Raw genomic sequence first — 22,154 nt, forward strand, 5'->3', positions numbered from 1 at the left:
CGTAGAGGGTGTACGACGGCTGCGCGTAGGGAGTTGAAGGTAGGCCTCGGCCAGGCCCGGGGCAAGACCGCCTTGCGCGGTTGGAGTAGTCGATCAGCAAACGCAGGAGTTACGTCGCCACGTGGTCGATTCCGGTCAGGCGACGGGCAGATTCGCGACTCGAAGGGCGTGCAACAGGTCACGGTGATGAGCCCCCGAGAGGGCTTCGGCCGCGCGGAGCAGCCGGGGCGCGAACCACCGGGGGTCCCGGCGCGCGAGCCGGGCCGACTCCTCCGCGGTGCGGACCCGGACGAAGGCGGCGAGCAGCGCGTCCGCCTCCTGGGCGTGCCCGGCCTCCGCGAGCACGAGGGCGGCCTCGGCGATCTCGGCGGCCGGGCGGGCCGCGCCCTGGCGCAGCAGGGCGTCGCGGTCGGCCGGCCCGAGCGCGGCGGCGGCCGCGGCGAACCGGGCGGGCGGCAGCGAGGCCGCCTCCCAGAGCAGGGTGGCCCAGTCCGCCGCCAGGCCCGCCCGTCGCAGCTCCTCCCCCAGTCCGAGCAGCCGCTCGGCGGGCCCGGCGGCCGCCTCGCAGAGCAGCACGTGCGCCTCACCGCTCCGCCCCTGCCCCCGCAAGGCCACGAGCCCCGCCACGAAGCCGCCACCGGGAGCCCCGGCCCACGGGGCGGGCACGCCGTGCGGGTCGCCTCCGGCGGTGGAGCCGGGGGCGGAGGCGGGGCCAGAACCGGGGGCGGAGCCGGGTGCGGAGCCGGGTGCGGAGCCGGGCCACTGGGCGGAGTCCGCGGGCGCTCCGCCGGCGCGGGCCCGGTCCTGCCACGGGGTGGGCTCGCCCTGCGGGTGGGGCCGCGACCCCGGGTCGGCGGCGGGGGCGTATCCCGCGCTCCAGGCCGGGGTGCCGGGCGGGCGTCCGCCCTGGCCCGACGAGCCGGAGTCACCGCCCGGCCGACCGGAAGCCGGGCTCCAGGCGGCCTCGGCCGACGCCCCGGACCCGAGAGGCCGGGCTGCGGGCCCGGCTGCGGGATACCCGCCCGTACGCCCGGATCCGAGGTGCCCATCGGCGGGCCCGGCCCCGGGATGGCCGCCCGCGAGCCCGGCCCCGGGATGGCCGTCTGCGGTCCCGGCCCCGGGATGACCGCCCGCGAGCCCGGCCCCGGGATGGCCGTCTGCGGTCCCGGACCCGGGATGGCCGTCTACGGTCCCGGCCCCGGGATGACCGCCCATCCGCCCGGACCCGGCGTAGCCGCCCTGGCCCGAAGCCGCGGACGCCTGCCCGGGGCCCGGCCCTTCGGAGCCCGGGCGGGCGGGCTCGTACCGGGTTCCCGGGGTCGGGCTCCCCTGCCCGGCCACGCCTGCCGAAGCGTCCTGTTCCGGCACCGGCTCCCCCGCCGGGTCGGGTTCGGCCGCCGCCGGGCGGGAGGGCAGCCCGAAGCGGGCGCCGCGCAGGGGCGTGACGGAGGACGGCTGCCCCGGGGGCGTGGTGACCGCCGGGGCTTCGGGCGCGGCCGCACCCGCGTAGCGGGCTCCGCCGCTGCGCCGCGTGCCGCGCAGCCACCGCCCCTCGGCCCGCCCGACCGGGGCCGCCGCCCCTTCCGGCACCGGGCCCGCCATCGCGTCCGGGGTCGTGTCCGAAGCCGTGCCCGAGGTCGCCCCCCGGGCCTCCGCGGGCGCCTCGCCCCACGCCGCGTCGCGGGACTCCGCCTGCGCGTCCTCCCGCATCCCGTCCCGCGGCCCCGGCCACACCGCGCCCGGCGAGGTCGCGGTGCGCTGTGCGGGCACCCCGTTCAGGGGCTCCGGCCGTGCCGGCGACGGGTACCCGGGCCGGCCGGAAGCCCGGGTCGACGCCGGAGTCGGGGCCACCGCCTCCAGGCGGGTCGTCAGGTCCTCGTGGCGGGCGGTCGCGCGGGCGTCGTCGTCCCGGGTCCAGGAGAGTTCCCGGGACAGGGCCTCCGCCTCCGCCCGGTCCGTCGTTTCCGCCAGCCGCGCCGACAGCGCGCGCAGGGCCGCCCGGGCCCGGGCCCGCTGCTCGGCGGCCGAAGCGAGCAGCGTGCGCAATTCCTCGACCCCGCCGGGCAGCCGGTCCCAGACGCCTACGGCCGCGGCCCGCAGCCCGGCCGCGTACCGGGTCTCCCGCGCGAGCGCCACCGGACCCGTCGACACCGCCAAGTCCCCGAGCAGGGACTCCAGTACGTCCCACGGGGGCATCGCGGCTCCGTCCAGACAGGCCCGCATCCCCTCCGGGTCCCGCCGCAGGAACTCCCCGTACCAGCCTGTCCCTGGATCCAGTCGCTGCGTCAATCCCCGCATGTATCCGGAGAGTTGGCCGATCACCTGCGAAGTCGCGGTCTCCATCCCCGCATTGGATCCCACCCGTGTTACGGGCGGGCTACAGGAGTCTCAAAGCTAGACGGCGGGCGGGGCAAGCGTGACCGCGATCGCGGTGTGAGGGCGCTCGCGCCGGACCAGGGCGGCCGGCACGTCCAGCATCCAGAACTGCCACTTGTACTTGCGCGTCATCAGCTTCCGCACCCGCTTCAGCCCCGCCTCGTCGAGCAGCCGCGCCTCGCCCTCGACCGCGACGGCCCCGTCGGCGACCCGTCCGCGTACGTCACAGGGCACGACGGTGACCCGCCCGTTGTTGCGGATCCGCTTCACCTTCCACGCGTCGTTGCGCGTCCACACGTACAGCTCGCCGCCGTCCACCACGGCCCACACGGGCGTGGCCACCGCGGTGCCGTCCTTGCGGAAGGTGGTGAGACTGACGTACCTCGCTCGGCCCAGTTCCTCGATCGTCATGCCCCCGACCCTACGCGGCCCGCCAGCGGCACCGGCCCGTCAGCGGCATCGCCCGGCACGATCCGAAAGGGGCGTGCTAGCTCTCCCCGTGGGTGAGGGTCTCCCACGCCACGAACAGGTCGTCCGTCCCGGCCGGCCGCGTCTTCTCGACCAGCTCGCGGGTGTACGGGAGTTTCGCGCCCGTCCGCACCGCGTAGTGCTGGAGCGCCACTTCCAGGTCGGGGCCCATCGTGCGCTCCAGCTTGCCGCCGCACAGCCACCCGGGGGCCTCTTCCCCCAGCTGGTACTTCGCGTGGAACTCCAGTGCCGCCCGGAGCCGCTCGCCCTGCTCCCCGTACAGGTCGATGCCCTGGTGCCAGGCCGTCTCCGCGATGTGCGCGGACGCCGCGAGGGCGTAGCCGACGTGCATGAGGTTGCGGCAGGTCTCCTGGGCGATGCCGTCGGCGTACGTCCCCTGGCCGAACCAGTACGACGCGACCTTGTCCGGCGAGTCGATGCCGGTGCGCGGCGGGGCGAGCGGGTGCGCGCCGTCCCGCTCGAGGTAGAAGTACGCGGGGACGCGCTCGCGGAACCGCTCCAGGGACTCCCGGAAGACGGCCTGGTCCTCCAGGAAGACGGAGATGCCGAGGGCGGCGTCGGTCATGGCGAGCTCCCAGTTGCCGTTGTACGCCGGCACCTGCGCGCGGACGGCCGGGAGGTAGGCCGTGCGCAGCATCTCCTTGAAGCGGGCGACCCGCTCGTCCCCCCAGCTCGGGTAGTCGGCGTGGATGATCTCGGCGGTGCGCGCCCAGGTGGAGCCGGACCAGGCGGCCTGGAGGCCGGCGTTGTCCTCGGCGTGGCGCTTCATCACGGCCGACCATCCGTCCATGATCTGCACGGCCTTGCGCGCGTGGGAGGCCTTGCCGTTCACCGACCACAGCAGGGCGTGGGTGTACGCGGCGATCGCGTCCTGCCGTTCGTCGAGGCAGGACTGCGGCCCCGAGTCGAAGGGGCAGGGCACCACGCCGGCCGGGTGCGGCTGGTAGTCGAGGGAGGCGTAGCGGCTCGCGAGGAGCGCCCGGTACGCCGAGCTCCACGGCTCCTTGCCGGCGGCGACCATCTGCTTCGCGTGCTGGAGCCGGGTGTGGCTGACGACGACGCCCGGGTGGCGGAAGACCACGTCGCCCGGGTCCTTGGCGTGGGCCCGGCCCTCGGGGGCGGCGCACGCCGCGAGCAGCAGGCCGCCCGCGAGGAGGGCGCCCACGAGTCCGAGGCCGAGTCGCTTGGATGCGGATGCGTTCATGTCTGACACGCCTTCACGCTTGCCCCGCGCCCCGGCCCTCCCACCGCCGATTGGGCCGTTCGGCCGCCGGGCCCGCCCTAACGGCACGCCGGATGGCGGGCCCGGCGGCCGAACGGCCGCGGCCCACTCGCGGACCCGGACTTCACACGGGCACGAGGGCGCAGCGCCGCATCACTTCGTCCAGGGACAGCCCCAGGGCCCCGGCGAGGGCGGCGACGGTGAAGAAGGCCGGGGTCGGGGCCCGGCCGGTCTCGATCTTGCGGAGGGTCTCGGCGGAGAGCCCGGCACTGGCCGCGACCTCGACCATGCTGCGGCCACCGCGGGCCGTGCGCAACAGGGCGCCCAGCCGCTCGCCGCGCTCGCGCTCTTCGGGGGTGAGGGGGGTACGGACCATGACCTCATCCTACCCCGGAAACCAATAAGTATCCCGTTACAGTTATACCGGTATAGTTATTGGCATGATGGAACTGAAGACAGACCGATCGATCGACCGGATGCGCGCCGCCGGCCGAGTCGTCGCGCAGGCCCTCGCCGCCGTCCGGGACCGGGCCGCCGTGGGGGTGTCCCTGCTGGAGCTCGACCTGGTCGCGCGCGAGGTGCTCCGTGAGGCCGGTGCGAGCTCGCCCTTCCTCGGCTACCGGCCGCGGTTCGCGCCGGTCCCCTTCCCGGCCGTCATCTGCGCCTCCGTCAACGACGCGATCGTGCACGGCATCCCGAACGACTACCGGCTGGGCGACGGCGATCTGGTCAGCATCGACTGCGGCGCGAAGCTGGACGGCTGGGTCGGCGACGCGGCCGTCAGCTTCACCGTGGGCCGGGCCCGCCCCGCCGACCTGCACCTCATCGCGACCTCCGAGGCGGCCCTCGCGGCGGGCATCGCCGCCGCCCGGCCCGGCAACCGCGTCGGCGACATCGCCCATGCCATCGGCAGCGTCTGCCGCGCCGCCGGGTACGGAATCCCCGACGGCTTCGGCGGCCACGGCGTCGGACGCTCCATGCACGAGGAGCCGGGCGTGCCCAACGAGGGCCCGGCCGGGCAGGGTACGAAGCTGCGCGCCGGCATGGTGATCGCGATCGAGCCGATGCTGATCGCGGGCGGCACCGACGACTACGCCTGCGACGCCGACGGCTGGACCCTGCGGACCGTCGACGGCAGCCGCGCATCGCACTCCGAGCACACGGTCGCGATCACCGCCGCCGGCCCGAGGATCCTCACCGCCCTGTAAGGGCTACCGCTCCCCCCTCGGGTGCACCACCATCGCCGAGCCGCCGCCCCGCCGGGTCGTCTCGGCCGCGGCCAGCCACCGCCCGTCGGGCAGCCGCTGGACCCCGGTGGCCGCGCCGATCTCAGGGTTCTGCCGGAAGCCCTGCCCCAGGGCCTCCAGCTCGGCGCGGACCGGGCTGTTCCACAGGCCCGGCTCCAGTTCGGTGGTGGTCTGGTTGCGCTGGCTGGCCCGCGGCGCGGCGATGGCCTCCACCAGCGGCAGTCCGCGGTCCAGGTGCCCGGTCAGGGTCTGGAGCACCGTGGTGATGATGGTCGCCCCGCCCGGGGAGCCCAGCGCCAGCACCGGGCGCCCGTGCTCCAGCACGATGGTCGGGGACATCGAGGAGCGCGGCCGCTTGCCGGGGCCCGGCAGGTTGGGGTCGGGGACTCCGGCTGCGGCCGGGGCGAAGGAGAAGTCCGTCAGCTCGTTGTTGAGCAGGAAGCCGCGTCCCGGGACGGTGATGGCGCTGCCGCCGGTCGACTCGATGGTCAGCGTGTAGGAGACCACGTTGCCCCAGCGGTCGGCGACGGTCAGGTGCGTGGTGTTCTCCCCCTCGTAGGTGGTCGGGGCGGCCTGCCCGGAGCCGCCGCACGCGACCGGGTTACGGGGATCGCCGGGAGCCAGCGGGCTGGTCAGCGCCTTGGCCGGGTCGATGAGGCAGCCGCGCGTGTCCGCGTACCGCTGCGAGAGCAGCTCCTTCGTGGGCACGTCCTCGGCGGCCGGGTCGCCGACCCAGCGGCCCCGGTCGGCGAAGGAGATCCGGGAGGCCTCGATGAACCGGTGCAGGTACTGGGCTTCGGTGAGCGAACCGAGGTCGCTGCGCTCCAGGATGTTCAGCGCCTCCCCGACGGTGGTGCCGCCGGAGGAGGACGGGGCCATGCTGTACACGTCCAGGCCGCGGTAGCCGACCCGGGTCGGGTCCTGCCGCTTGGTCGCGTACGCGCGCAGGTCTGCGGTGGTCAGATCGCCGGAGCGGACCACGCGGGTGGCGGCCGGGTCCACCGGGGGCGTGCGCACGGCCCGGACGATGTCCTCGGCCAGCCGGCCCCGGTAGAGCGCGCCCGCGCCCTTGCGGCCGAGCTCGGCGTAAGTGGCGGCCAGGTCCGGGTTCTTGAAGGTGGAACCGACCACCGGGAGGGCCCCACCGGGCAGGAAGAGCTCCCTCGTGTCGGGGAAGTCCCGGAACCGGGCCTCGTTGAGCGCGGTCTGGGCCCGGAAGGTGGAGTCCACGGCGAAGCCCTCGCGGGCCAGCTTCTCGGCGGGCCCCAGGAGTTGGCCGAGCGGGCGGGTGCCCCAGGACTCCAGCGCGCTCTGCCAGGTCGCCGGGGTGCCGGGGACTCCGACGCCGAGGCCGCTGGTCTGGCCCTCGGCGAAGGGGATGGGCAGGCCGTTCTCCTGGAACAGCGCGGCGGTGGCGCTCGCCGGGGCGGTCTCGCGGCCGTCGATGGTGCGCACCCGGCCGGAGCGGGCGTCGTAGTACACGAAGTAGCCGCCCCCGCCGATGCCGGCGGAGTACGGCTCGGTGACCCCGAGCGCGGCGGCCGTGGCGACGGCGGCGTCCACGGCGTTGCCTCCGGAGCGCAGGACGGCGATGCCGGCCGCGCTGGCGTCGGCGTCGACGCTGGCGACGGCCCCGCCGTAACCGGTGGCGACCGGCACCTTCTCCGGAGCCCCCGGCGCGGACGGCGGGGCGGCGGCGCCGGTGGAGACGAGCGCACCGGTGAGTGCGAGGAGCGCTAACTGACGTGCTGCGGCGGGACGACGCATCCGTACCTCCAGTCGACGGCCTGTCGGCCCCCCTGGCCCAGGCCTGAGTCCGGCACTGTAACTTCACCGCACCCCCCGCGTCAGGACGGCGCAACCCCGGCTACCATCCGCGCCATGAACGACGACGTGCGCAATCTCGTACTGGGGGTGGCGGCCACTGCCATCAGCGGCGGTTTCGGCTGGTTCGCCCGGACCTACTTGTGGCGCCGCACGCTCCGCCGCAAGCAGGCCTTCTTCGGGCTGCCGACCGGTTCCGACTGTCTGTTCGTGGTCAACCGGCAGATGGGCGGCACCGATTCCTCCCTGCACCGCAACGACGCCTTCGCCCTGCTGGAGATATCCGCCCTGATCAAGGACTGCGGGGCGAACGTCCAGATCGTCACCCACGACGGAGCCCGGCAGGGCTTCGGCGAGCGGGCCGAGTTCTGCGTGGGCGGGCCGTCCTCCAACTCCCGGACGACGGCGCACCTGGGCTCCATGCTCCCCGGGGTGCAGATCATCGTCTCCAGCGATCCCGTACCGGACCGCGGGGCGATCACCGTCGGCGGCGAGACGTACCGCTGGGAGAAGGGGCTCGTCGAGCACGTGCTGCTCGCCCGGCTGACCGCCGGACCGGGCTCCCGGCCCGTGTTCCTGCTGTGCGGGCAGACCGCCGTCAGCAATCAGGCCGCGGCCCGCTACCTGGCCAGGAACCACCACAAGCTGGCCGGGAAGTACGGCCACGACTCCTTCTGCCTCCTGCTGAAGGTGATCAACTCCGACGCCTACGGCCCCGACGTGACGGAACTGATCGCCGATGTCACCCGGCCGGCCCGGACACCCGCAGCGGCAGCCGTGTGATCCCGTTGATGAAGTTCGACACCAACCGGCGCGGCTGGCCCGCGAGTTCCGGTGCGGGCATCACCGTGCGCCACTCCTCGTAGAGGACCCGCAGCTGGAGCCGGGCGAAGTGCGCGCCCAGGCACACGTGCGGGCCGTCCCCGAAGGAGACGTGCGGGTTGGGGGCGCGGCCGAGGTCGAGGCGGCCGGGGTCGGCGAAGACCCGCTCGTCGTGGTTGGCGGACGCGTGGAAGACCACCACCTTGTCGCCGGCCCGGATCGGCTGCCCGGCGAGCTCGGTGTCGGCGGCGGCGGTGCGCCTGAAGCTCAGCACCGGCGGGTGCACGCGCAGGAGTTCCTCCACCGCCCGGTCCAACGGGGCCCGGCCGTCCGCGAGTCCGGCGTAGGCGTCCGGGTCGCGGGCCAGGGCGAGCAGCCCGCCCGGTGCGGCGCTGCGCACGGTGTCGTTGCCCGCGACGGTGAGCAGGAAGAAGAACATCTCCAGCTCCGCGTCCTGAAGTCCGGCGAGCGCGAGGGCGGTCATCACGTCGTCGCCCGGGTGGGCCCTTTTGTGGGCGGCCAGTTCGCGGGCGTACGCGAACATCTCCCCCAGCAGCGCCGGTGAGCGCGGGTTGAGCGGCTTCCCGTCGGGGCCCGGCAGCGGAGCCGGGGCGTCCTCGGGATCCTGGTAGCCGATGATCCGTACGGTCCACTCCAGCAGCAGCCCCCGGTCCGCGGCCGGAACGCCCAGCAGGTCGGTGAGGTTCAGCAGCGCGTACTCGTCGGTGACGGTGCGCACCAGGTCGGCGGCCCCGTCCTCGGCGCCGTCGCGGGCGGCGCGCAGCAGCGTACGGGCGCGGCCGCGGACCCGGGCGGCGAAGGCGTCGACGCGGGCCGGGGTGAAGGCGCGTGCCACGGTCCGGCGCAGGGTCCCGTGCTCGGGGGGATCCTGGTTGAGCATGGTGCGCCGCAGGAAGGGCAGGTCGGCCGGGTCGGGGTCGCGGATCTGGGTGGCGCCCAGGTGCGAGGAGTACGTGCGGTGGTCGCGCAGCACCCGGACCACGTCGGCGTGCCGGGTGACGGCCCAGAAGCCGGGGCCGGCGGGCCAGCCGAGCACCTCCGGCTCGCGCTGCCAGGCCACCGGGTGGTGGTCGCGCAGCAGCCGGTAGCGCTCGTACGGGACGCCTTCGGCGTAGAGGCGCGGGTCGAAGACGTCGGGGGCCGGTCCTTGGTCCATGCGCCACACGGTGGCGGGGACGGGACCCTGCCCGCAAGGGGCCACACGGCGGCGGGGACCGGCCCCGGCCCGCAAGGGGCCGCGCGGGAGCGGGGGCCGGGCCTGCCGTCCCGCGCGCCCCGGCCGGGCTCAGTCCTCCGGCCTGACCTCGCACACGGCGTTCTGCTCCTTGCCGTCGGAGCCGATGAGGAGGATCTCGGGGGCCGGCCTGGTGGTCACCGCCGCCAGGGCCGTGCACGCCAGTTGGCGCCGGGCCGGGCCGGACAGCGGCTCGACCGGGACGGGCAGCACGACGCGCAGGGTCTTCCCGTCGCCGAAGGACTTGACGCCCGCCCGGGCGTAGTCCGGGCCGAACGGGTTCTTGGCGTCCGGCACCGGGATCTCGCTGGTCAGACCGGCCTCCCGCGCGGCCTCGTTCGGCCCCTCCAGCAGCTCCCCGATGGTGAAGCCGGCGTCCGACCGCTGCATCCGGTCGGAGACCGGGACCGGGACGAGCGCGCCGTCGGGCGCGATGAAGTACAGCAGGCCCGGATCCGGCGCGGTGGCCAGTTTCACGGTCCCGGCGCGGCCGCTCTCCACGACCCCGCTGGTGGCGATGCCGCAGCCGGTGGCGAGGAGCAGGGGGACGGTCAGCGCGGCCGCGGCCACGGCCTTGCGCACCCGGGTCATACGCGGGCCTCCAGCGGCATGTCGAGGGTGAAGAGGGCGCCGCCGCCGGGGGCGTTGGCTGCGTGCAGGGTGCCGCCGTGCAGGCGGACGTTCTCCAGGGTGATGGCCAGGCCCAGGCCGCTGCCCGTGGAGCGGGTGCGGGCGGCGTCGGCCTTGAAGAACCGGTCGAAGATGTGCGGCAGCACCTCGGGGGCGATGCCGGGCCCGCTGTCGGCGACCTCGACGAGCAGCCGCTCCCCCTCGGGCCCGCCCTCGGTGCGGACCGAGACGCGGACCGGGGTCCCGCCGTGTTTGAGGGCGTTGCCCACGAGGTTGGCGAGGACCACGTCGAAGCGGCGCGGGTCGAGCAGGGCGCGGACGTCCGGGGGCAGGTCGGTGCTGACCCGCCCGTCGGTCCAGTGGCGGCGTTCCAGGGTCTTGGTGACGGCCTCGGCCACGTCGACCTCGTCGAGGTTGAGCTCGGCGGCGCGGGCGTCGAAGCGGGAGATCTCCATGAGGTCCTCGACGAGCACCGCGAGCTTCTCCGTCTCGGCGCTGACCAGGCGCAGCGCCTTGGCGGTGTCGGCGTCGAGTTCCTCGGCGCCCTCGTCGAGGACCTCGGTGACGGCGAGCATCCCGGCGAGCGGGGTGCGCAGTTCGTGGGAGACGTCGGCGGCGAAGCGGCGGGCGCGGGCCTCGGCCTCCCGGAGTTCGCTGACCGACTGTTCGAGGGCGCGGGCCGTCTCGTTGAAGGTGCGGGCCAGTCCGGCGAGTTCGTCGGCTCCGCGCACCTCGATCCGGGTGTCGAGCCGGCCGCGGCCCAGCCGCTGGGCGGCCTTGCGCATGTCCCGTACGGGCCTCAGGACGCTGCGCGCCGCGAGCAGGGCGGGGATCAGGGCGATCGCCAGGCCCGGTACGGCGCCCCTTCTGGCGGCGGCGACCAGGGCCTCGACGGTGGTCTGCTCGGTGTCCAGGGGCACGACGGCGTAGAACACGGCGCCGGTGCTCTCGTAGGCCTCCTTGTACTTGAAGACGGCGGGCATGCCGACGACGAGGGAGAGGTTGCCGCTCCGGTCCTTCGTGCGCTGGAAGGCCCCGTGCGGATGGGCGGTCACCTGGCTGCGGAGCTGTTCGCTGACGGAGGGGGAGACGGTCTTGCCGCCCTGGTTCGAGCTGGCGCGGAGCTTTCCGTACTCCCCGTAGACGATCCAGGGGTGCGGCTGGCCGCGCTTGCCCAGTTCCCCGACGAGCCGCTGGAGTTCCGCCTGCCCCATGGGCAGTTGGGTGTACTGGGAGTCGACCAGGTCGCGCAGGGTGCTGACGGCGGTGTCCTGGCTCTGCTTGAGGATCGCGTTGCGGGCCTGCTGGTAGGTGAGCGCGGCCGTGCTCACCGCGCAGATGGCGGCGACCAGCAGGAAGGCGGCGATCAGCCGGGTGCGCAGGCCCAGCGGTGCGAAACGTCTCATGCTCGGCGCCTACAGCGGGCCGAAGCGGTAGCCGAAGCCGCGCACGGTCTGTATGTAGCGGGGGGCGCCGTCGGGGTCCTCGATCTTGTGGCGCAGGCGGCGTACGCAGGCGTCCACCAGCCGGGCGTCGGCGTGGTAGCTGTGGTCCCACACGTATTCGAGGAGCTGCTGGCGGGAGAAGACCTGCTCGGGCGAGGCCGACAGGTGCAGCAGGAGCTTGATCTCACTGGGGGCCAGGGGGAGGCGCTCGCCGTTCCTGGCGACGGTGAGCCCGGCGCGGTCGACGGCCAGCTCGCCGTGGAACTCCACGTCGGGGCGCCCGCCGGCGGGCTCGCTGAGGCGGCGCAGCACGGCCTTGATGCGGGCTTCGATGACCTCGGTGCGGGCGGGTTTGACGATGTAGTCGTCGGCTCCGGCCTCCAGGCCGACGACTATGTCGAAGTCGTCCCCGCGTGCGGTGAGCATGATGATCGGTACCTGGCTGTTCTCGCGGATCCGGCGGCAGACCTGGACCCCGTTGATGCCGGGCAGCATGAGGTCGAGCAGGACGAGCTCGGGGTGGAAGCTCGCCATGAGTTCGAGTCCGGCCTCGCCGGTCTCGGCGGCGCTCACGTCGTGGCCCCTGCGGCGCAGGCCGAGACCCACGCCCTCCCTGATGGAAGGGTCGTCCTCGATCAGCAGTACGCGTGGCATCGGGTCAGTATTCCAGGATCGTCGATCGGTCCCCTCCCGCTTTCGGCCGATATCGGCGGCCGCAGCGGGTCCGGCCGGGGACGGCCGGTCGCGGGCCTGTCCTATCGGCCGGTCTTGCGGCGTACGGAGTCCAGCAGGTCGGTGATCTCCGTGAGCCGCAGGGGGCGGGCGAGGAGTAGGACGACGAGAACGATCACCGCGGTTCCCGCCGCGACTCCGGCGAAGTTCCCGAGGGGCCCGGAGAGGTGCCCGAACCGGTCGACGGAGCGTGCGGCCGCGTACCCGGCGGCGGCCGCCGGGGTGCAGGCGGCGAGGAGCCGCAAGTGGGTCCGTACGGCGGTGTTCTTGCGCTGCGTACGGGTCCCCGTGCGCGGCCCGAGCCGCCGGGACAGGACGTACGCCGTGAGGGCCGCGCCCGCGGTGAAGGCGATCGAGCAGGCAGCGGCCATGCCGGTGACGGCCCAGCGCGGCGGCAGCACCAGGTACGCGGCGAGCGAGAGCCCGGCGTTGAGGGCGGCGATGGTGAGGTTGAGGAAGAAGGGGGTCCGGGTGTCGGAGAGGGCGTAGAAGCCGCGGGAGAGCACGTACTGCGCGGAGTAGGCGATCAGGCCGGGTGCGAAGGCCGCGAGCATGCCGGCCATGACGGCCACGTCGGCGGGGCCGGTGCGGCCGTACTCGAAGACGCTGCCGATCACCCAGGGGGCGAGGGCGGTGAAGAGCGCGGCGGCGGGGACGACCAAGGCCGCGCTGGAGCGCAGCGCGTAGGAGACGTCCCTGCGCACGGCCCCGAGGTCGCCGTCGGTGGCGGAGGAGCTCATCCGGGGCATGAGGGCGGTGACGAGGGAGACGGTGATGATGCCCTGCGGGACCATCCACAGCAGGTAGGCGTTGCTGTAGGCGGTGTAGCCGGCGCCGCCCGCGAGGCCCGCGTCGACGGCGCGCTGCCCGGTGGCGGTGGAGAGCCGGGTGACGACCCAGTACGCGATCTGGTTGGTCAGGACGAGCAGGACGAGCCAGCCCGCGTTGCGCAGCGGGCGGGCCAGCCCGCTGCCGCGCCAGTCGAAGCGGGGGCGCCAGCGGAAGCGGGCGGCGCGCAGCGAGGGGATCAGGCCGAGGGCCTGCACGACGATGCCGGCGGTGGTGCCGATGCCCAGCAGCCGGGTCTCGGAGGCGCTCAGGCCGTCCGTCGCGCCGTGGGAGACGTACAGGAAGAGCCCGAACACGGCGATGACGACGAGGTTGTTGAGGACCGGGGTCCACATCATGGCCCCGAACCGGCCGCGGGCGTTGAGCACTTGCCCGAGCAGGGTGAACAGCCCGTAGAAGAGGATCTGGGGGAGGCAGTAGCGGGCCAGGGCCACGGTGGTGGACTCCTGGCCGCCGCTGTAGCCGGTGTACGCCGAGACGATGAGCGGGGCGGCCAGTACGGCGGTGGCGGTCAGGACCAGCAGCGCGGCCGTGCAGACGGTGAGCAGCCGGTCGGTGTAGGCGGCGCCGCCGTCCTCGTGCTCCTTGGCGGCGCGGACCAGCTCGGGGACGAAGACCGCGTTGAGGGCGCCGCCGATGAGCAGGATGTACAGGATGTTCGGGACGGTGTTGGCGACCGCGTAGCCGTCGCCGAGCAGGGTGGTGCCCAGCGCGGCGACGATCACGGCGGAGCGGACGAAGCCGGTGGCGCGGGAGACGATCGAGCCGGCGGCCATGAGCGCGCCGCTGCGCAGCACCGAGGTCTTCTTCGGTGCTGCGCGGTCGGCGGCGGGCCCTGTCGCGGCCTCGGCGGCGGTGTCCTGCGGGGCCGGGGTGTCCTGCGCGGCGGGGGTGTCCTGCGCGGCGGGGGTGTCCTGCGCGGCCGGGGTGCCGGCCGCTCTGGGGTCTGCGAGGGTCACCGGCGGGCCATGTACGCCTGGAACGCCTTGTAGAGGGCCGTGTTGGCGTATCCGTCCATGGAGGTCTCCCACTCGCCGAGGGTTTCGACGACCTGTCCGCCGGTGCCGAGCTTCCAGCGCAGCAGCCCGAAGGAACGTTCGTCGGGGTCGAGGGTGGAGGGTACCCCGCGCATGTCGTATTCGTCCGCTCCGAGTGCATGTGCGTCACACATCATGCGCCACTGCAGGGCGTTGCTGGGGCGGACCTCGCGGCGGTGGTCGGCGGAAGCACCGGTCTGGTACCAGACCCGGCTGCCGGCCACGATCATGGTGTGCGCGGCGAGGATCTCGCCCTGGTGAACGCCCAGGTAGAGGCGCATGCGGCCGGGTTCCTCGGCGTTCAGGACCTCGTACTGCTGCTGGTAGTACGCCAGCGAGCGGCCGAGCCTGAAGCCGTCGCGCTCCTCGGTGATGCGCAGCAGCCGGTAGAACTCGGGCAGGTCCGCCGCGGTGCCGACGACGGTCTCGACACCCGCCTTGGTGGCCTTGCGCACATTGCGCCGCCACTCCTGGTTCAGGCCCGACCACAGTTCGTCGCGGGTGCGCCCGGCGAGCGGTACGCGAAAGACGTGGCGGGGCTGGGCGTCGCCGTCGTCCTCGCCTCCGCAGCGCTTCCAGCCGCGGGTGCGCAGCCGGTCGGCGAGCGCGGCGCCGACCGGGTCCACCTCGGTGGCGAGCACGTCGGAGATCTGCCGGCCCGGGCCGGTGCCCGCCTTGGCGGTGGCCGCGTCCCAGCGGCGGTAGGCGGGGGTGGGCCCGATGCGCACGGCGAAGGCGCCGGAGGCCTTGAGGTGGTTCTTGAGGGGGGTCAGCCAGCGGTCGATGTCGGGGTCGGCCCAGTCGGCGACGGGTCCCTCGGGGAGGTAGGCGAAGTATTTGCGGGTGCCCGGGAATTGACGGTAGAGAACGAGACCGGCTCCCTCTATTTCACCGCCGGGATAGTGCCATCCGACCCTTTCCGAGCGCCAAAGGTCCTTTACGCCACCCCAGGACGGGTACTGGAGAAAACTGGCCCGGCCGTTCCCGGAAAGGAATGCCTGGTATTCCGCTTCGGACAGCGAGCGCACGGTGAGCTCCCTGTCCCGGCTTCGGGTCTGGTGCGGCTGGGTGGGGGTCACGAGCAGTGCACACACGGCTGACCGGCCTTCCTGTACGTCCTGTACGCCCAAATCGGTGGATGCACAGGACTCTCACAGGTGACCGTGACGGCGGTGTCCGCCGATTGTGACCGGACGATGACCGTATCGCTGCGGTCCATGTCACATGGGAAATCCTGAAGTTTTCCTGATCTCCCGCAACCTAGAGTCGTTCCGTTCGCATCTTCTTTTGCGGACGATCATTACTTCGGAGGGGTTTTCGTTGAGCCGCACACGCCGGGTCTTCTCTGTACGCAGCCGTACCGCCATCGCGGCCGGTACCGCATTGCTGGCCGCCTCGCTCGCCGCCTGCGGGGGCGGCGGCGCCACCGCGGGTGGCGGAGCCAAGGCGGAGATGAAGGAGAAGCCGGCCATGGCGGTCTCGGTGAACCTCACCGGCGACCAGGTGAAGGCAGGGGCGCCGGTGACCGTGACGATCGCCGAGGGCAAGCTCGCGACGGTGAAGGTGACGGACGCCAAGGGCGGGGAGCTGGCCGGGCAGATATCCGCCGACGGGAAGACCTGGACCTCGCAGGGCAACGCCCTGCCCTCGGCCGAGTACAAGGTCGATGCGCAGAACACCGACAGCCAGAGCGCGACCACGACCTTCAAGACCTCGGCCCCCGACAAGGTGAACAAGGTCTCGATCAACATATCCAAGGGCAGCACCGTGGGTGTGGCCATGCCGGTCTCGATCGTCTTCGACAACCCGGTGAAGGACAAGGCGGCCGTCGAGAAGCAGCTGAAGGTCACCACCTCGAACAACACCGAGGGTTCCTGGGGCTGGATCACGGACTACTCGGGCAAGGACCGGGTGGACTGGCGGCCCAAGGAGTACTGGAAGTCCGGCACCGACGTGAAGGTCCAGATGAACCTGAACGGCGTCGACTCCGGCGCCGGCGGCGGGATGTTCGTCAAGGACTACAGCACCGAGTTCAAGATCGGCAAGGAGCGCCTGATCAAGGTGAACCTCGACACGAAGAAGATGTCGGTCACCGAGGACGGCCAGGCGGCCGGCACCATCCCGATCTCGGCCGGAACTCCCGGCGGCAAGAAGGCCTCCTGGGACGGCAAGATGGTGATGATGGCCAAGGAGGGCACCATCCGGATGGATTCCCAGACGGTGGGCCTGGGCGACTCCTACGACAAGATGGTCGACTACTCGATCCGGCTGACCTGGTCGGGCATGTACGTGCACGCCGCCCCGTGGAACACCGCCAACTTCGGCCGCGCCAACACCAGTTCCGGCTGTGTGGGGATGAGCGACGAGAACGCCAAGACGTTCTTCGGATCGGCCCAGGTCGGCGACCCCTTCGAGGTCGTGGGCCAGGGTTCCAAGGGCAACCCGGACGTCGGCAACGGCTACGGCGAGTGGAACCTGACCTGGGAGCAGTGGCAGGCCAAGAGCGCCGTGGCCGGCACCCCGCAGGTCGGCTGAAAGCCGCCGGGCCGAGACCGCCTCCCCCGCCGAGTTGACCATCGTTCAATCGTTACCGGCACGTAACTTACTCACGGGTTACTTCCGGTAAGCCCCTCCCGTTACCGTCGGGTCACTTTGACACCCCCGGCACACGCGAGGAGCGATCGATGGTCCGCACCGTCCGCACCACCAGCACCGCGACTGCCATGGCAGCCGTACTGGCAGCAGCCGCCCTGGGCCTGGCCCCCCATCAGGCCCAGGCGGCTCCCGCCCGTACGACCACCGCCGTCTCGGCGGCCTCTTCGGGGATCACCTTCCACGACATCCCCGGCTCCGGCGGCATCACCCTCAAGGGCAACGTCTTCACCCCGGCGGGCGCCGGGGCCGGGGCGAAATACCCGCTGATCGTGTTGCCGACCAGCTGGGGCATGCCGCAGATCGAATACATCGCCCAGGCCAAGAAGCTCGCCGACTCCGGTTACATCGTGGTCAGTTACACCTCCCGCGGCTTCTGGCTCTCCGGCGGCGAGATCGAGACCGCGGGCCCGAAGGACATCGCCGACGTCTCCGCCGTCATCGACTGGGCGCTCGCGAACACCCCGGCCGACGCCGCGCACATCGGCACGGGCGGGGTCTCCTACGGCGCGGGCATCAGCCTGCTGGCCTCCGCGAGCGATCCCCGCATCAAGGCCGTGGTCGCGCTCAGCGGCTGGGCCGATCTCATCGAGTCCATCTACTCCGGCCGCACCCAGCACCTCCAGGCCGCAGCCCTGCTCGGCGGCGCCGGATTCCTCACGGGGCGCCCCGGCCCCGAACTCCAGCAGATCCTCGGCGACTTCCTCGGCTCGAAGCTGGACCGGGAGCCGCAGATGATCGAGTGGGGCAAGAAGCGCTCCGCCGCCGAGAAGGTGGACGCGATCAACGCCAACGGCGCCGCGATCATGCTCGGCAACGCCTGGGGCGACACCATCTTCCCGCCCAACCAGTACGCGAAGTTCTTCGAGAAGCTGACCGGCCCCAAGCGCCTGGAGTTCCGCCCAGGCGATCACGCCACCGCCGAGGCCACCGGTCTCCTCGGACTGCCCAACGACACCTGGACCAACGCCCACCGCTGGTTCGACCGCTACCTCAAGGGCGCGGCCAACGGCGTCGACGCCGAGGCCCCCGTCCAGATCAAGCCCCGCAGTGACGGCGGTTACGAGGGCTACGCCGACTGGAAGTCGGTCGGCGACGGTGGCGCCCTGAAGCTGATGCTCTCCGACAGCGAGCACCTCTTCACCGGCATCGACTCCGGCGCCAACGGCGGGATCATCATGCTCTCCAGCCTGCTCGACCAGATCGCCCAGGCACCCCCCACCGCCTCCATCCCGCTGCTCCCCCGCGCCTTCGCCGCCGTCTGGCAGTCGCCGCGCTACGCAGAGGAGCGCCGCGTCCGGGGCACGGTCAAGCTGCACACCACCGTCACGCCCTCGAAGTCCGACGGCACCTTCGTCGCCTACCTCTACGACGTGGGCCCGCTCGGCATCGGAAAGCTGATCAGCAACGCCCCGTACACCTTCCACGGGAAGCCGGCCGGCCAGTCCTTCGGCGTGGACCTGGAACTCTTCTCCACCGCCTACGACGTCCCGGCCGGGCACCGTCTCGCGGTCGTCGTCGACACCGTCGACCCGCTGTACATCGAGCACAACCCGACCGGCGGGCAGCTGACCTTCTCCTCGCCGCGCACCGATCCCTCGTACGTCTCGGTGCCGCTGCGCGAGCAGTGATCCGCGGCTGCTGCCGGGCCGGGTGTGGCTCTGGGGGTACGCCCTCCGGGTCAGATCCGGCCCGGCAGCGCCGTTCCGGGGTCGGCCACGTCGATGTCGATGTCGACCGCCTTGGTCTTGGGGTTGCGCCGCTCGCGCCGGGCCACCCAGGTGGCGAACCAGGACAGGAGCATGCACATCCCGATGTAGATCGGGGAGATGATCATCACGACGGGGATGAAGGGCAGGTCGTAGTCGAGGTTGGAGGCGATCAGCTTGCCCGCGTGCAGGAACTCCTCGTAGGTGATCAGGTAGCCGAGCGAGGTGTCCTTCAGCGCGACCACGAGCTGACTGATGATCGTGGGCAGCATCGCCCGGACCCCCTGCGGGGCCAGGATGTAGGTCATCACCTGGGTCTTGCGCATGCCCAGGGCGTACGCGGCCTCGCGCTGGCCCTTCGCCACCGAGTTGATGCCCGTCCGGAAGACCTCGGCCAGCACCGAGCCGTTGTACAGGGTCAGTCCGGCGACCAGCGCGGGCAGCGGCTGGACCTTGAGCGCGACGAAGATGAAGAAGATCATCACCAGCACCGGCATGGCCCGGAAGAACTCCACGCACAGCGTGGACAGCCAGCGCACCGGCCGGTGGACCGAGAGCCGGCCCGTCGCGAGGACGGCGCCGAGCGCGAGCGAGAGCACCGAGGCGTAGGCGAAGGCCTTGAGGGTGTTCCAGAGCCCCTTGAGCAGCAGCTCCTGGATGCCCGTGTAGGCGAAGGGGCTCCACTTGGCGGCGGTGAACTGGTTCGTGTCGAAGAGCAGGTAGAGCAGCCAGCCGATCAGTCCGAGGATGACGGCCGTCGAGGCGATCCCGTAGAAGAAGTGGCGGCGCCGGGCGCGCGGACCCGGCAGGTCGTAGAGGGCGGTGGACTCCAGGTCACCGTGGAGCGCGTGCGCGGTCATCGGGCGACTCCGTAGCGCTTTTCGAGCACGTTGAACAGCGCGCTGATGGACAGGGTGATGATCAGGTAGCCCACCGCGATCCAGACGAAGGTCCAGATGATGCTGTAGCCCAGCTCGTTGAGGGTCTTGTACGTGCCCAGCAGCTCGGTGACGCTGAAGGCCCCGGCGATCGCCGAGTTCTTGGCGAGCGCGATGAGCGTGGAGCCGATGGGCGGGATGACGGACCGGAAGGCCTGCGGCAGTACGACCGTGCCCAGCGTCTGTCCGAAGGACATGCCGAGGCTGCGGGCCGCCTCGCCCTGGCCCTTGGGCACGGTGTTGATGCCGGAGCGCAGGACCTCGCAGATGAAGGCCGAGGTGTAGCAGCCCAGGGCCAGCACGGCGAAGAGCTGGAAGGGCAGGACCAGGCCGAAGCGGGGCAGGCCGAGCAGGACGGCGAAGAAGAGCAGGGTGAGCGGGGTGTTGCGCAGGATGGTCACCCAGACGGTGCCGAAGACCCGGAAGGAGCCGACGGGGGCGACGCGGAAGGAGGCCATCAGGAATCCGAGGACCAGGGCCAGGAGGGAGGCGTAGACCGTGAGTTCCACGGTGCCGAGGAAGCCCTTCCCGTAGAGCGAGAAGTTGTCGGTGAGTACGTCCATGGCGGTGCGCTCTCCCCTCAGCTCGCCGGGTAGCGGTCGATGGCGGGCGGCGAGGGCGCGGGCTGGCCGGAGAGGCCGAGCGTGGCCTCGTAGGCCTTCTTCCAGTTGCCGTTCTTCTCGTTCGCGGCGAGCGCGTCGTCGAGGGCGAAGCGCAGCGCGTTGTCGGAGCGCGGGACGCCGATGCCGTAGGGCTCCTCGGAGAAGGGCTTGCCGACCACCTTGAGCTCCTCGGGGACCTTGGCCGCGTAGCCGAGGAGGATGGAATCGTCGGTGGAGACGGCGTCGACCTGGTAGGTCAGCAGGTTGTCCACGCAGACCGAGTACGTGTCGTAGGCGACGAGGACGGCCCGCGGGAACTCCTTCTGGAGCCGCTGGTAGGGGGTGGAGCCGGCGGCCGAGCAGACCTTCTTGCCGTCGAGGTCCTCGGGACCCTTGATCTCGGTCTCCCCCTTGCGCACGAGCAGGGACTGGCCGGCCATGAAGTAGGGGCCGGCGAAGCCGACCTGCTTCTTGCGGTTGTCGTTGATCGTGTAGGTGCCGACGTAGTAGTCGATCTGGCCGTTCTGCAGGGCCGTCTCGCGGTTGGCGGAGGCGATGGTCTTGAACTCGATCGTCTTGGGGTCGAAGCCGAGCGAGGCGGACATCATCTTGGCGATCTCGATGTCGAAGCCGGAGTAGCGGCCGCTCGCGGGGTCCTTCTCCCCCATGTACGGCTGGTCCTCCTTGGCGCCGACCACGAGACGGCCGCGCTTCTTGGCCTTCTCCCAGGTCGGGGAGTCCGGCAGCTGGAAGCCGGCCCTGACCTGGTAGACGGGCAGGTCCTCGGGCTGCGGGCCCTTGACCGGCGGACTGCCGGACTTGCCGCAGCCTGCGAGGGCGCCCAGCAGGACGAGGGCGGCGGCGAGGGCGGGCAGGACCCGGGTGCGCGGGGCTTTCGCCCGGGCACCCGCGGCCTTCATCGGAAGCTGTCTCATCGGGCCGCCCCTCAGTGCTTGAGGATCTTGGAGAGGAAGTCCTTGGCCCGGTCGCTCTCGGGGGCGGTGAAGAAGGCCTCCGGGGTCCGGTCCTCGACGATCTTCCCGTCGGCCATGAACACGACGCGGTTGGCGGCGGAGCGGGCGAAGCCCATCTCGTGGGTGACCACGACCATGGTCATGCCCTCCGCGGCGAGCTGCTGCATGACCTCCAGCACCTCGTTGATCATCTCCGGGTCGAGCGCGGAGGTGGGCTCGTCGAAGAGGAGGGCCTTGGGGTTCATGGCGAGGGCGCGGGCGATGGCCACGCGCTGCTGCTGGCCGCCGGAGAGCTGGGCGGGGAACTTCTCGGCCTGGTCCGCGAGGCCCACCCGCTCCAGCAGCTCGCGGGAGCGCTTGTCGGCCTCCTCCTTCTTGCGCTTCCTGACCTTGATCTGGGCGAGGGAGACGTTGGCGAGGACCGTCTTGTGCGCGAAGAGGTTGAAGGACTGGAAAACCATCCCCACGTCCGCCCGGAGGGCGGCGAGCTCCTTACCCTCGGCCGGCAGCGGTTTCCCGTCGAGCGTGATCGTGCCCGACTCGATGGTTTCCAGCCGGTTGATCGCCCGGCACAGGGTCGATTTGCCGGAGCCGGAGGGGCCGATGACCACCACCACCTCCCCGCGGCCGACGGTGAGGTTGATGTCCTGGAGGACGTGCAGTTGTCCGAAGTGCTTGTTGACGTCCCGCAGCTCGATCAACGGATCGACGGCCATCCGCTGCCCTGCCCACTTGTCGGTGTGTCGAGGTCAGCGCAAACTATCCAGCCGCGGAAGGGCACTTCACCGCGACACGCCTAAAAGCCGCATAAAGGCCAGCGAGGTCAGCCTTACGTGGCAGCTCGGCCCTCTTACGTGACAGCTCGGCCCTCTTGCGCGGCAGCTCAGCCTTCCGAGGCCTCGGCGTAGGCCTGGCTGAGCTCGGGGGATCCCGTCATCGCCCAGGACACCCCCGACTCGACCACGTTCAGCTCGCGGCCCGAGGCCAGCCTGATCATCGGCTGGCCGTTGGGCCACACCTGCCAGGCGGCGCCCGGAACGGAGCGGACGATCACCGTTCCGAGGTAGAAGCCCGCGTCGTTGCCGAGCCACGGGGTGATCTCCGGATCCCGGCGCCAGCGCGGCATCAGCTGGTCGATGTCCTCCAACGAGCGCGGGCTCTCGTCGAGTTCGAGCCCGGCCGAGCGCGCCTGGGCGCGCAGCATCTCGCATTCCGCGAACATCTCGTTGATGCCCTCGGGGTCGTCCGCGAGGGCCGCGGCGAGTCCCGCACCCGGTTCCGTTTCGTGTCGATTGATCCAGTTGGCCAGGAAAGGGATGTTCATGGTGCCAGCCTGACACCCGGATCCGCG

At 72.1% G+C, this 22,154-nt stretch carries 20 protein-coding genes; 4 read left to right on the top strand and 16 right to left on the bottom strand.

Annotated features, from left to right (window positions below; translation table 11 throughout):
* Nucleotides 1-135: 135 nt before the first annotated feature.
* The 4 genes from OG276_RS06190 to OG276_RS06205 all read right to left on the bottom strand — a co-directional run bounded on the left by OG276_RS06190 (nt 136) and on the right by OG276_RS06205 (nt 4,463).
* Nucleotides 136-2,343: a hypothetical protein gene (locus OG276_RS06190; RefSeq protein ID WP_266903462.1), complete on the bottom strand. Its 2,208-nt coding sequence runs from the start codon at nt 2,341-2,343 to the stop codon at nt 136-138.
* A gap of 51 nt (nt 2,344-2,394) precedes the next feature.
* Nucleotides 2,395-2,787 (bottom strand): PPOX class F420-dependent oxidoreductase, encoded by a 393-nt coding sequence (locus OG276_RS06195; RefSeq protein ID WP_266903463.1) that lies wholly within the window; start codon nt 2,785-2,787, stop codon nt 2,395-2,397.
* Between the two features lie 76 nt (nt 2,788-2,863).
* Nucleotides 2,864-4,069, bottom strand: a complete 1,206-nt coding sequence (locus OG276_RS06200) for an alginate lyase family protein (protein WP_266903464.1) — start codon at nt 4,067-4,069, stop codon at nt 2,864-2,866.
* Nucleotides 4,070-4,211: 142 nt separating this feature from the next.
* Nucleotides 4,212-4,463 carry a helix-turn-helix domain-containing protein gene (locus OG276_RS06205; protein WP_243339177.1) on the bottom strand — a complete coding sequence of 84 codons (252 nt, stop codon included), beginning with the start codon at nt 4,461-4,463 and terminating at the stop codon, nt 4,212-4,214.
* A 64-nt stretch (nt 4,464-4,527) separates the two neighbouring features.
* Here OG276_RS06205 and map point away from each other — a divergent pair, with 64 nt between their 5' ends.
* Complete coding sequence (gene map / locus OG276_RS06210) at nt 4,528-5,295, top strand: type I methionyl aminopeptidase (RefSeq protein WP_266903465.1); 768 nt, start codon at nt 4,528-4,530, stop codon at nt 5,293-5,295.
* A 3-nt stretch (nt 5,296-5,298) separates the two neighbouring features.
* Here the strand turns inward: map and ggt are convergent, their stop codons facing one another.
* Nucleotides 5,299-7,101, bottom strand: a complete 1,803-nt coding sequence (gene ggt / locus OG276_RS06215) for a gamma-glutamyltransferase (RefSeq protein WP_266903466.1) — start codon at nt 7,099-7,101, stop codon at nt 5,299-5,301.
* A gap of 114 nt (nt 7,102-7,215) precedes the next feature.
* Between ggt and OG276_RS06220 the strand changes: the two genes are divergently transcribed.
* Nucleotides 7,216-7,941 (top strand): hypothetical protein, encoded by a 726-nt coding sequence (locus OG276_RS06220; RefSeq protein WP_266903467.1) that lies wholly within the window; start codon nt 7,216-7,218, stop codon nt 7,939-7,941.
* Here OG276_RS06220 and OG276_RS06225 read toward each other — a convergent pair.
* The 6 genes from OG276_RS06225 to OG276_RS06250 all read right to left on the bottom strand — a co-directional run bounded on the left by OG276_RS06225 (nt 7,901) and on the right by OG276_RS06250 (nt 14,956).
* Nucleotides 7,901-9,157 carry a cytochrome P450 gene (locus tag OG276_RS06225; protein ID WP_266903468.1) on the bottom strand — a complete coding sequence of 419 codons (1,257 nt, stop codon included), beginning with the start codon at nt 9,155-9,157 and terminating at the stop codon, nt 7,901-7,903. The two genes, OG276_RS06220 and OG276_RS06225, sit on opposite strands and share 41 nt — an antisense overlap.
* 129 nt (nt 9,158-9,286) lie before the next feature.
* Nucleotides 9,287-9,826, bottom strand: a complete 540-nt coding sequence (locus OG276_RS06230; protein ID WP_266903469.1) for a hypothetical protein — start codon at nt 9,824-9,826, stop codon at nt 9,287-9,289.
* Nucleotides 9,823-11,271 carry a HAMP domain-containing sensor histidine kinase gene (locus OG276_RS06235; RefSeq protein WP_266903470.1) on the bottom strand — a complete coding sequence of 483 codons (1,449 nt, stop codon included), beginning with the start codon at nt 11,269-11,271 and terminating at the stop codon, nt 9,823-9,825. The genes OG276_RS06230 and OG276_RS06235 overlap by 4 nt, the downstream gene beginning before the upstream one ends.
* A gap of 9 nt (nt 11,272-11,280) precedes the next feature.
* Nucleotides 11,281-11,964, bottom strand: coding sequence for a response regulator transcription factor (locus tag OG276_RS06240; RefSeq protein WP_266903471.1), 684 nt, complete (start codon nt 11,962-11,964; stop codon nt 11,281-11,283).
* 101 nt (nt 11,965-12,065) lie between these two features.
* On the bottom strand, nt 12,066-13,688 hold the full coding sequence (murJ, locus tag OG276_RS06245) for a murein biosynthesis integral membrane protein MurJ (RefSeq protein WP_266912569.1): 1,623 nt from the start codon (nt 13,686-13,688) through the stop codon (nt 12,066-12,068).
* Nucleotides 13,689-13,846: 158 nt separating this feature from the next.
* Nucleotides 13,847-14,956: a peptidoglycan bridge formation glycyltransferase FemA/FemB family protein gene (locus tag OG276_RS06250; RefSeq protein ID WP_266903472.1), complete on the bottom strand. Its 1,110-nt coding sequence runs from the start codon at nt 14,954-14,956 to the stop codon at nt 13,847-13,849.
* Nucleotides 14,957-15,248: 292 nt separating this feature from the next.
* On the opposite strand from OG276_RS06250, the gene OG276_RS06255 reads away from it, so the two are divergent.
* Together OG276_RS06255 and OG276_RS06260 are read left to right on the top strand one after the other, a co-directional pair.
* Nucleotides 15,249-16,463: an Ig-like domain-containing protein gene (locus OG276_RS06255; RefSeq protein ID WP_266903473.1), complete on the top strand. Its 1,215-nt coding sequence runs from the start codon at nt 15,249-15,251 to the stop codon at nt 16,461-16,463.
* Between the two features lie 149 nt (nt 16,464-16,612).
* Nucleotides 16,613-18,211, top strand: coding sequence for a CocE/NonD family hydrolase (locus tag OG276_RS06260; protein ID WP_266903474.1), 1,599 nt, complete (start codon nt 16,613-16,615; stop codon nt 18,209-18,211).
* Between the two features lie 50 nt (nt 18,212-18,261).
* Here the strand turns inward: OG276_RS06260 and OG276_RS06265 are convergent, their stop codons facing one another.
* The 5 genes from OG276_RS06265 to OG276_RS06285 all read right to left on the bottom strand — a co-directional run bounded on the left by OG276_RS06265 (nt 18,262) and on the right by OG276_RS06285 (nt 22,127).
* The gene (locus OG276_RS06265; protein WP_266903475.1) at nt 18,262-19,149 is read right to left on the bottom strand and encodes an amino acid ABC transporter permease; all 888 of its coding nucleotides are present in this window, start codon (nt 19,147-19,149) and stop codon (nt 18,262-18,264) included.
* Nucleotides 19,146-19,790: an amino acid ABC transporter permease gene (locus tag OG276_RS06270; protein ID WP_266903476.1), complete on the bottom strand. Its 645-nt coding sequence runs from the start codon at nt 19,788-19,790 to the stop codon at nt 19,146-19,148. The genes OG276_RS06265 and OG276_RS06270 overlap by 4 nt, the downstream gene beginning before the upstream one ends.
* Before the next feature lie 17 nt (nt 19,791-19,807).
* On the bottom strand, nt 19,808-20,749 hold the full coding sequence (locus OG276_RS06275) for a glutamate ABC transporter substrate-binding protein (RefSeq protein WP_266912571.1): 942 nt from the start codon (nt 20,747-20,749) through the stop codon (nt 19,808-19,810).
* 26 nt (nt 20,750-20,775) lie between these two features.
* Nucleotides 20,776-21,519, bottom strand: a complete 744-nt coding sequence (locus tag OG276_RS06280; RefSeq protein WP_266903477.1) for an amino acid ABC transporter ATP-binding protein — start codon at nt 21,517-21,519, stop codon at nt 20,776-20,778.
* Nucleotides 21,520-21,686: 167 nt separating this feature from the next.
* A complete protein-coding gene (locus tag OG276_RS06285) occupies nt 21,687-22,127 on the bottom strand; it encodes a DUF6278 family protein (RefSeq protein ID WP_266903478.1) in 441 nt (146 codons plus the stop codon).
* Between the last annotated feature and the right edge of the window lie 27 nt (nt 22,128-22,154).

The organism is Streptomyces sp. NBC_00086, from assembly GCF_026343255.1.
Lineage (GTDB): Bacteria > Actinomycetota > Actinomycetes > Streptomycetales > Streptomycetaceae > Streptomyces.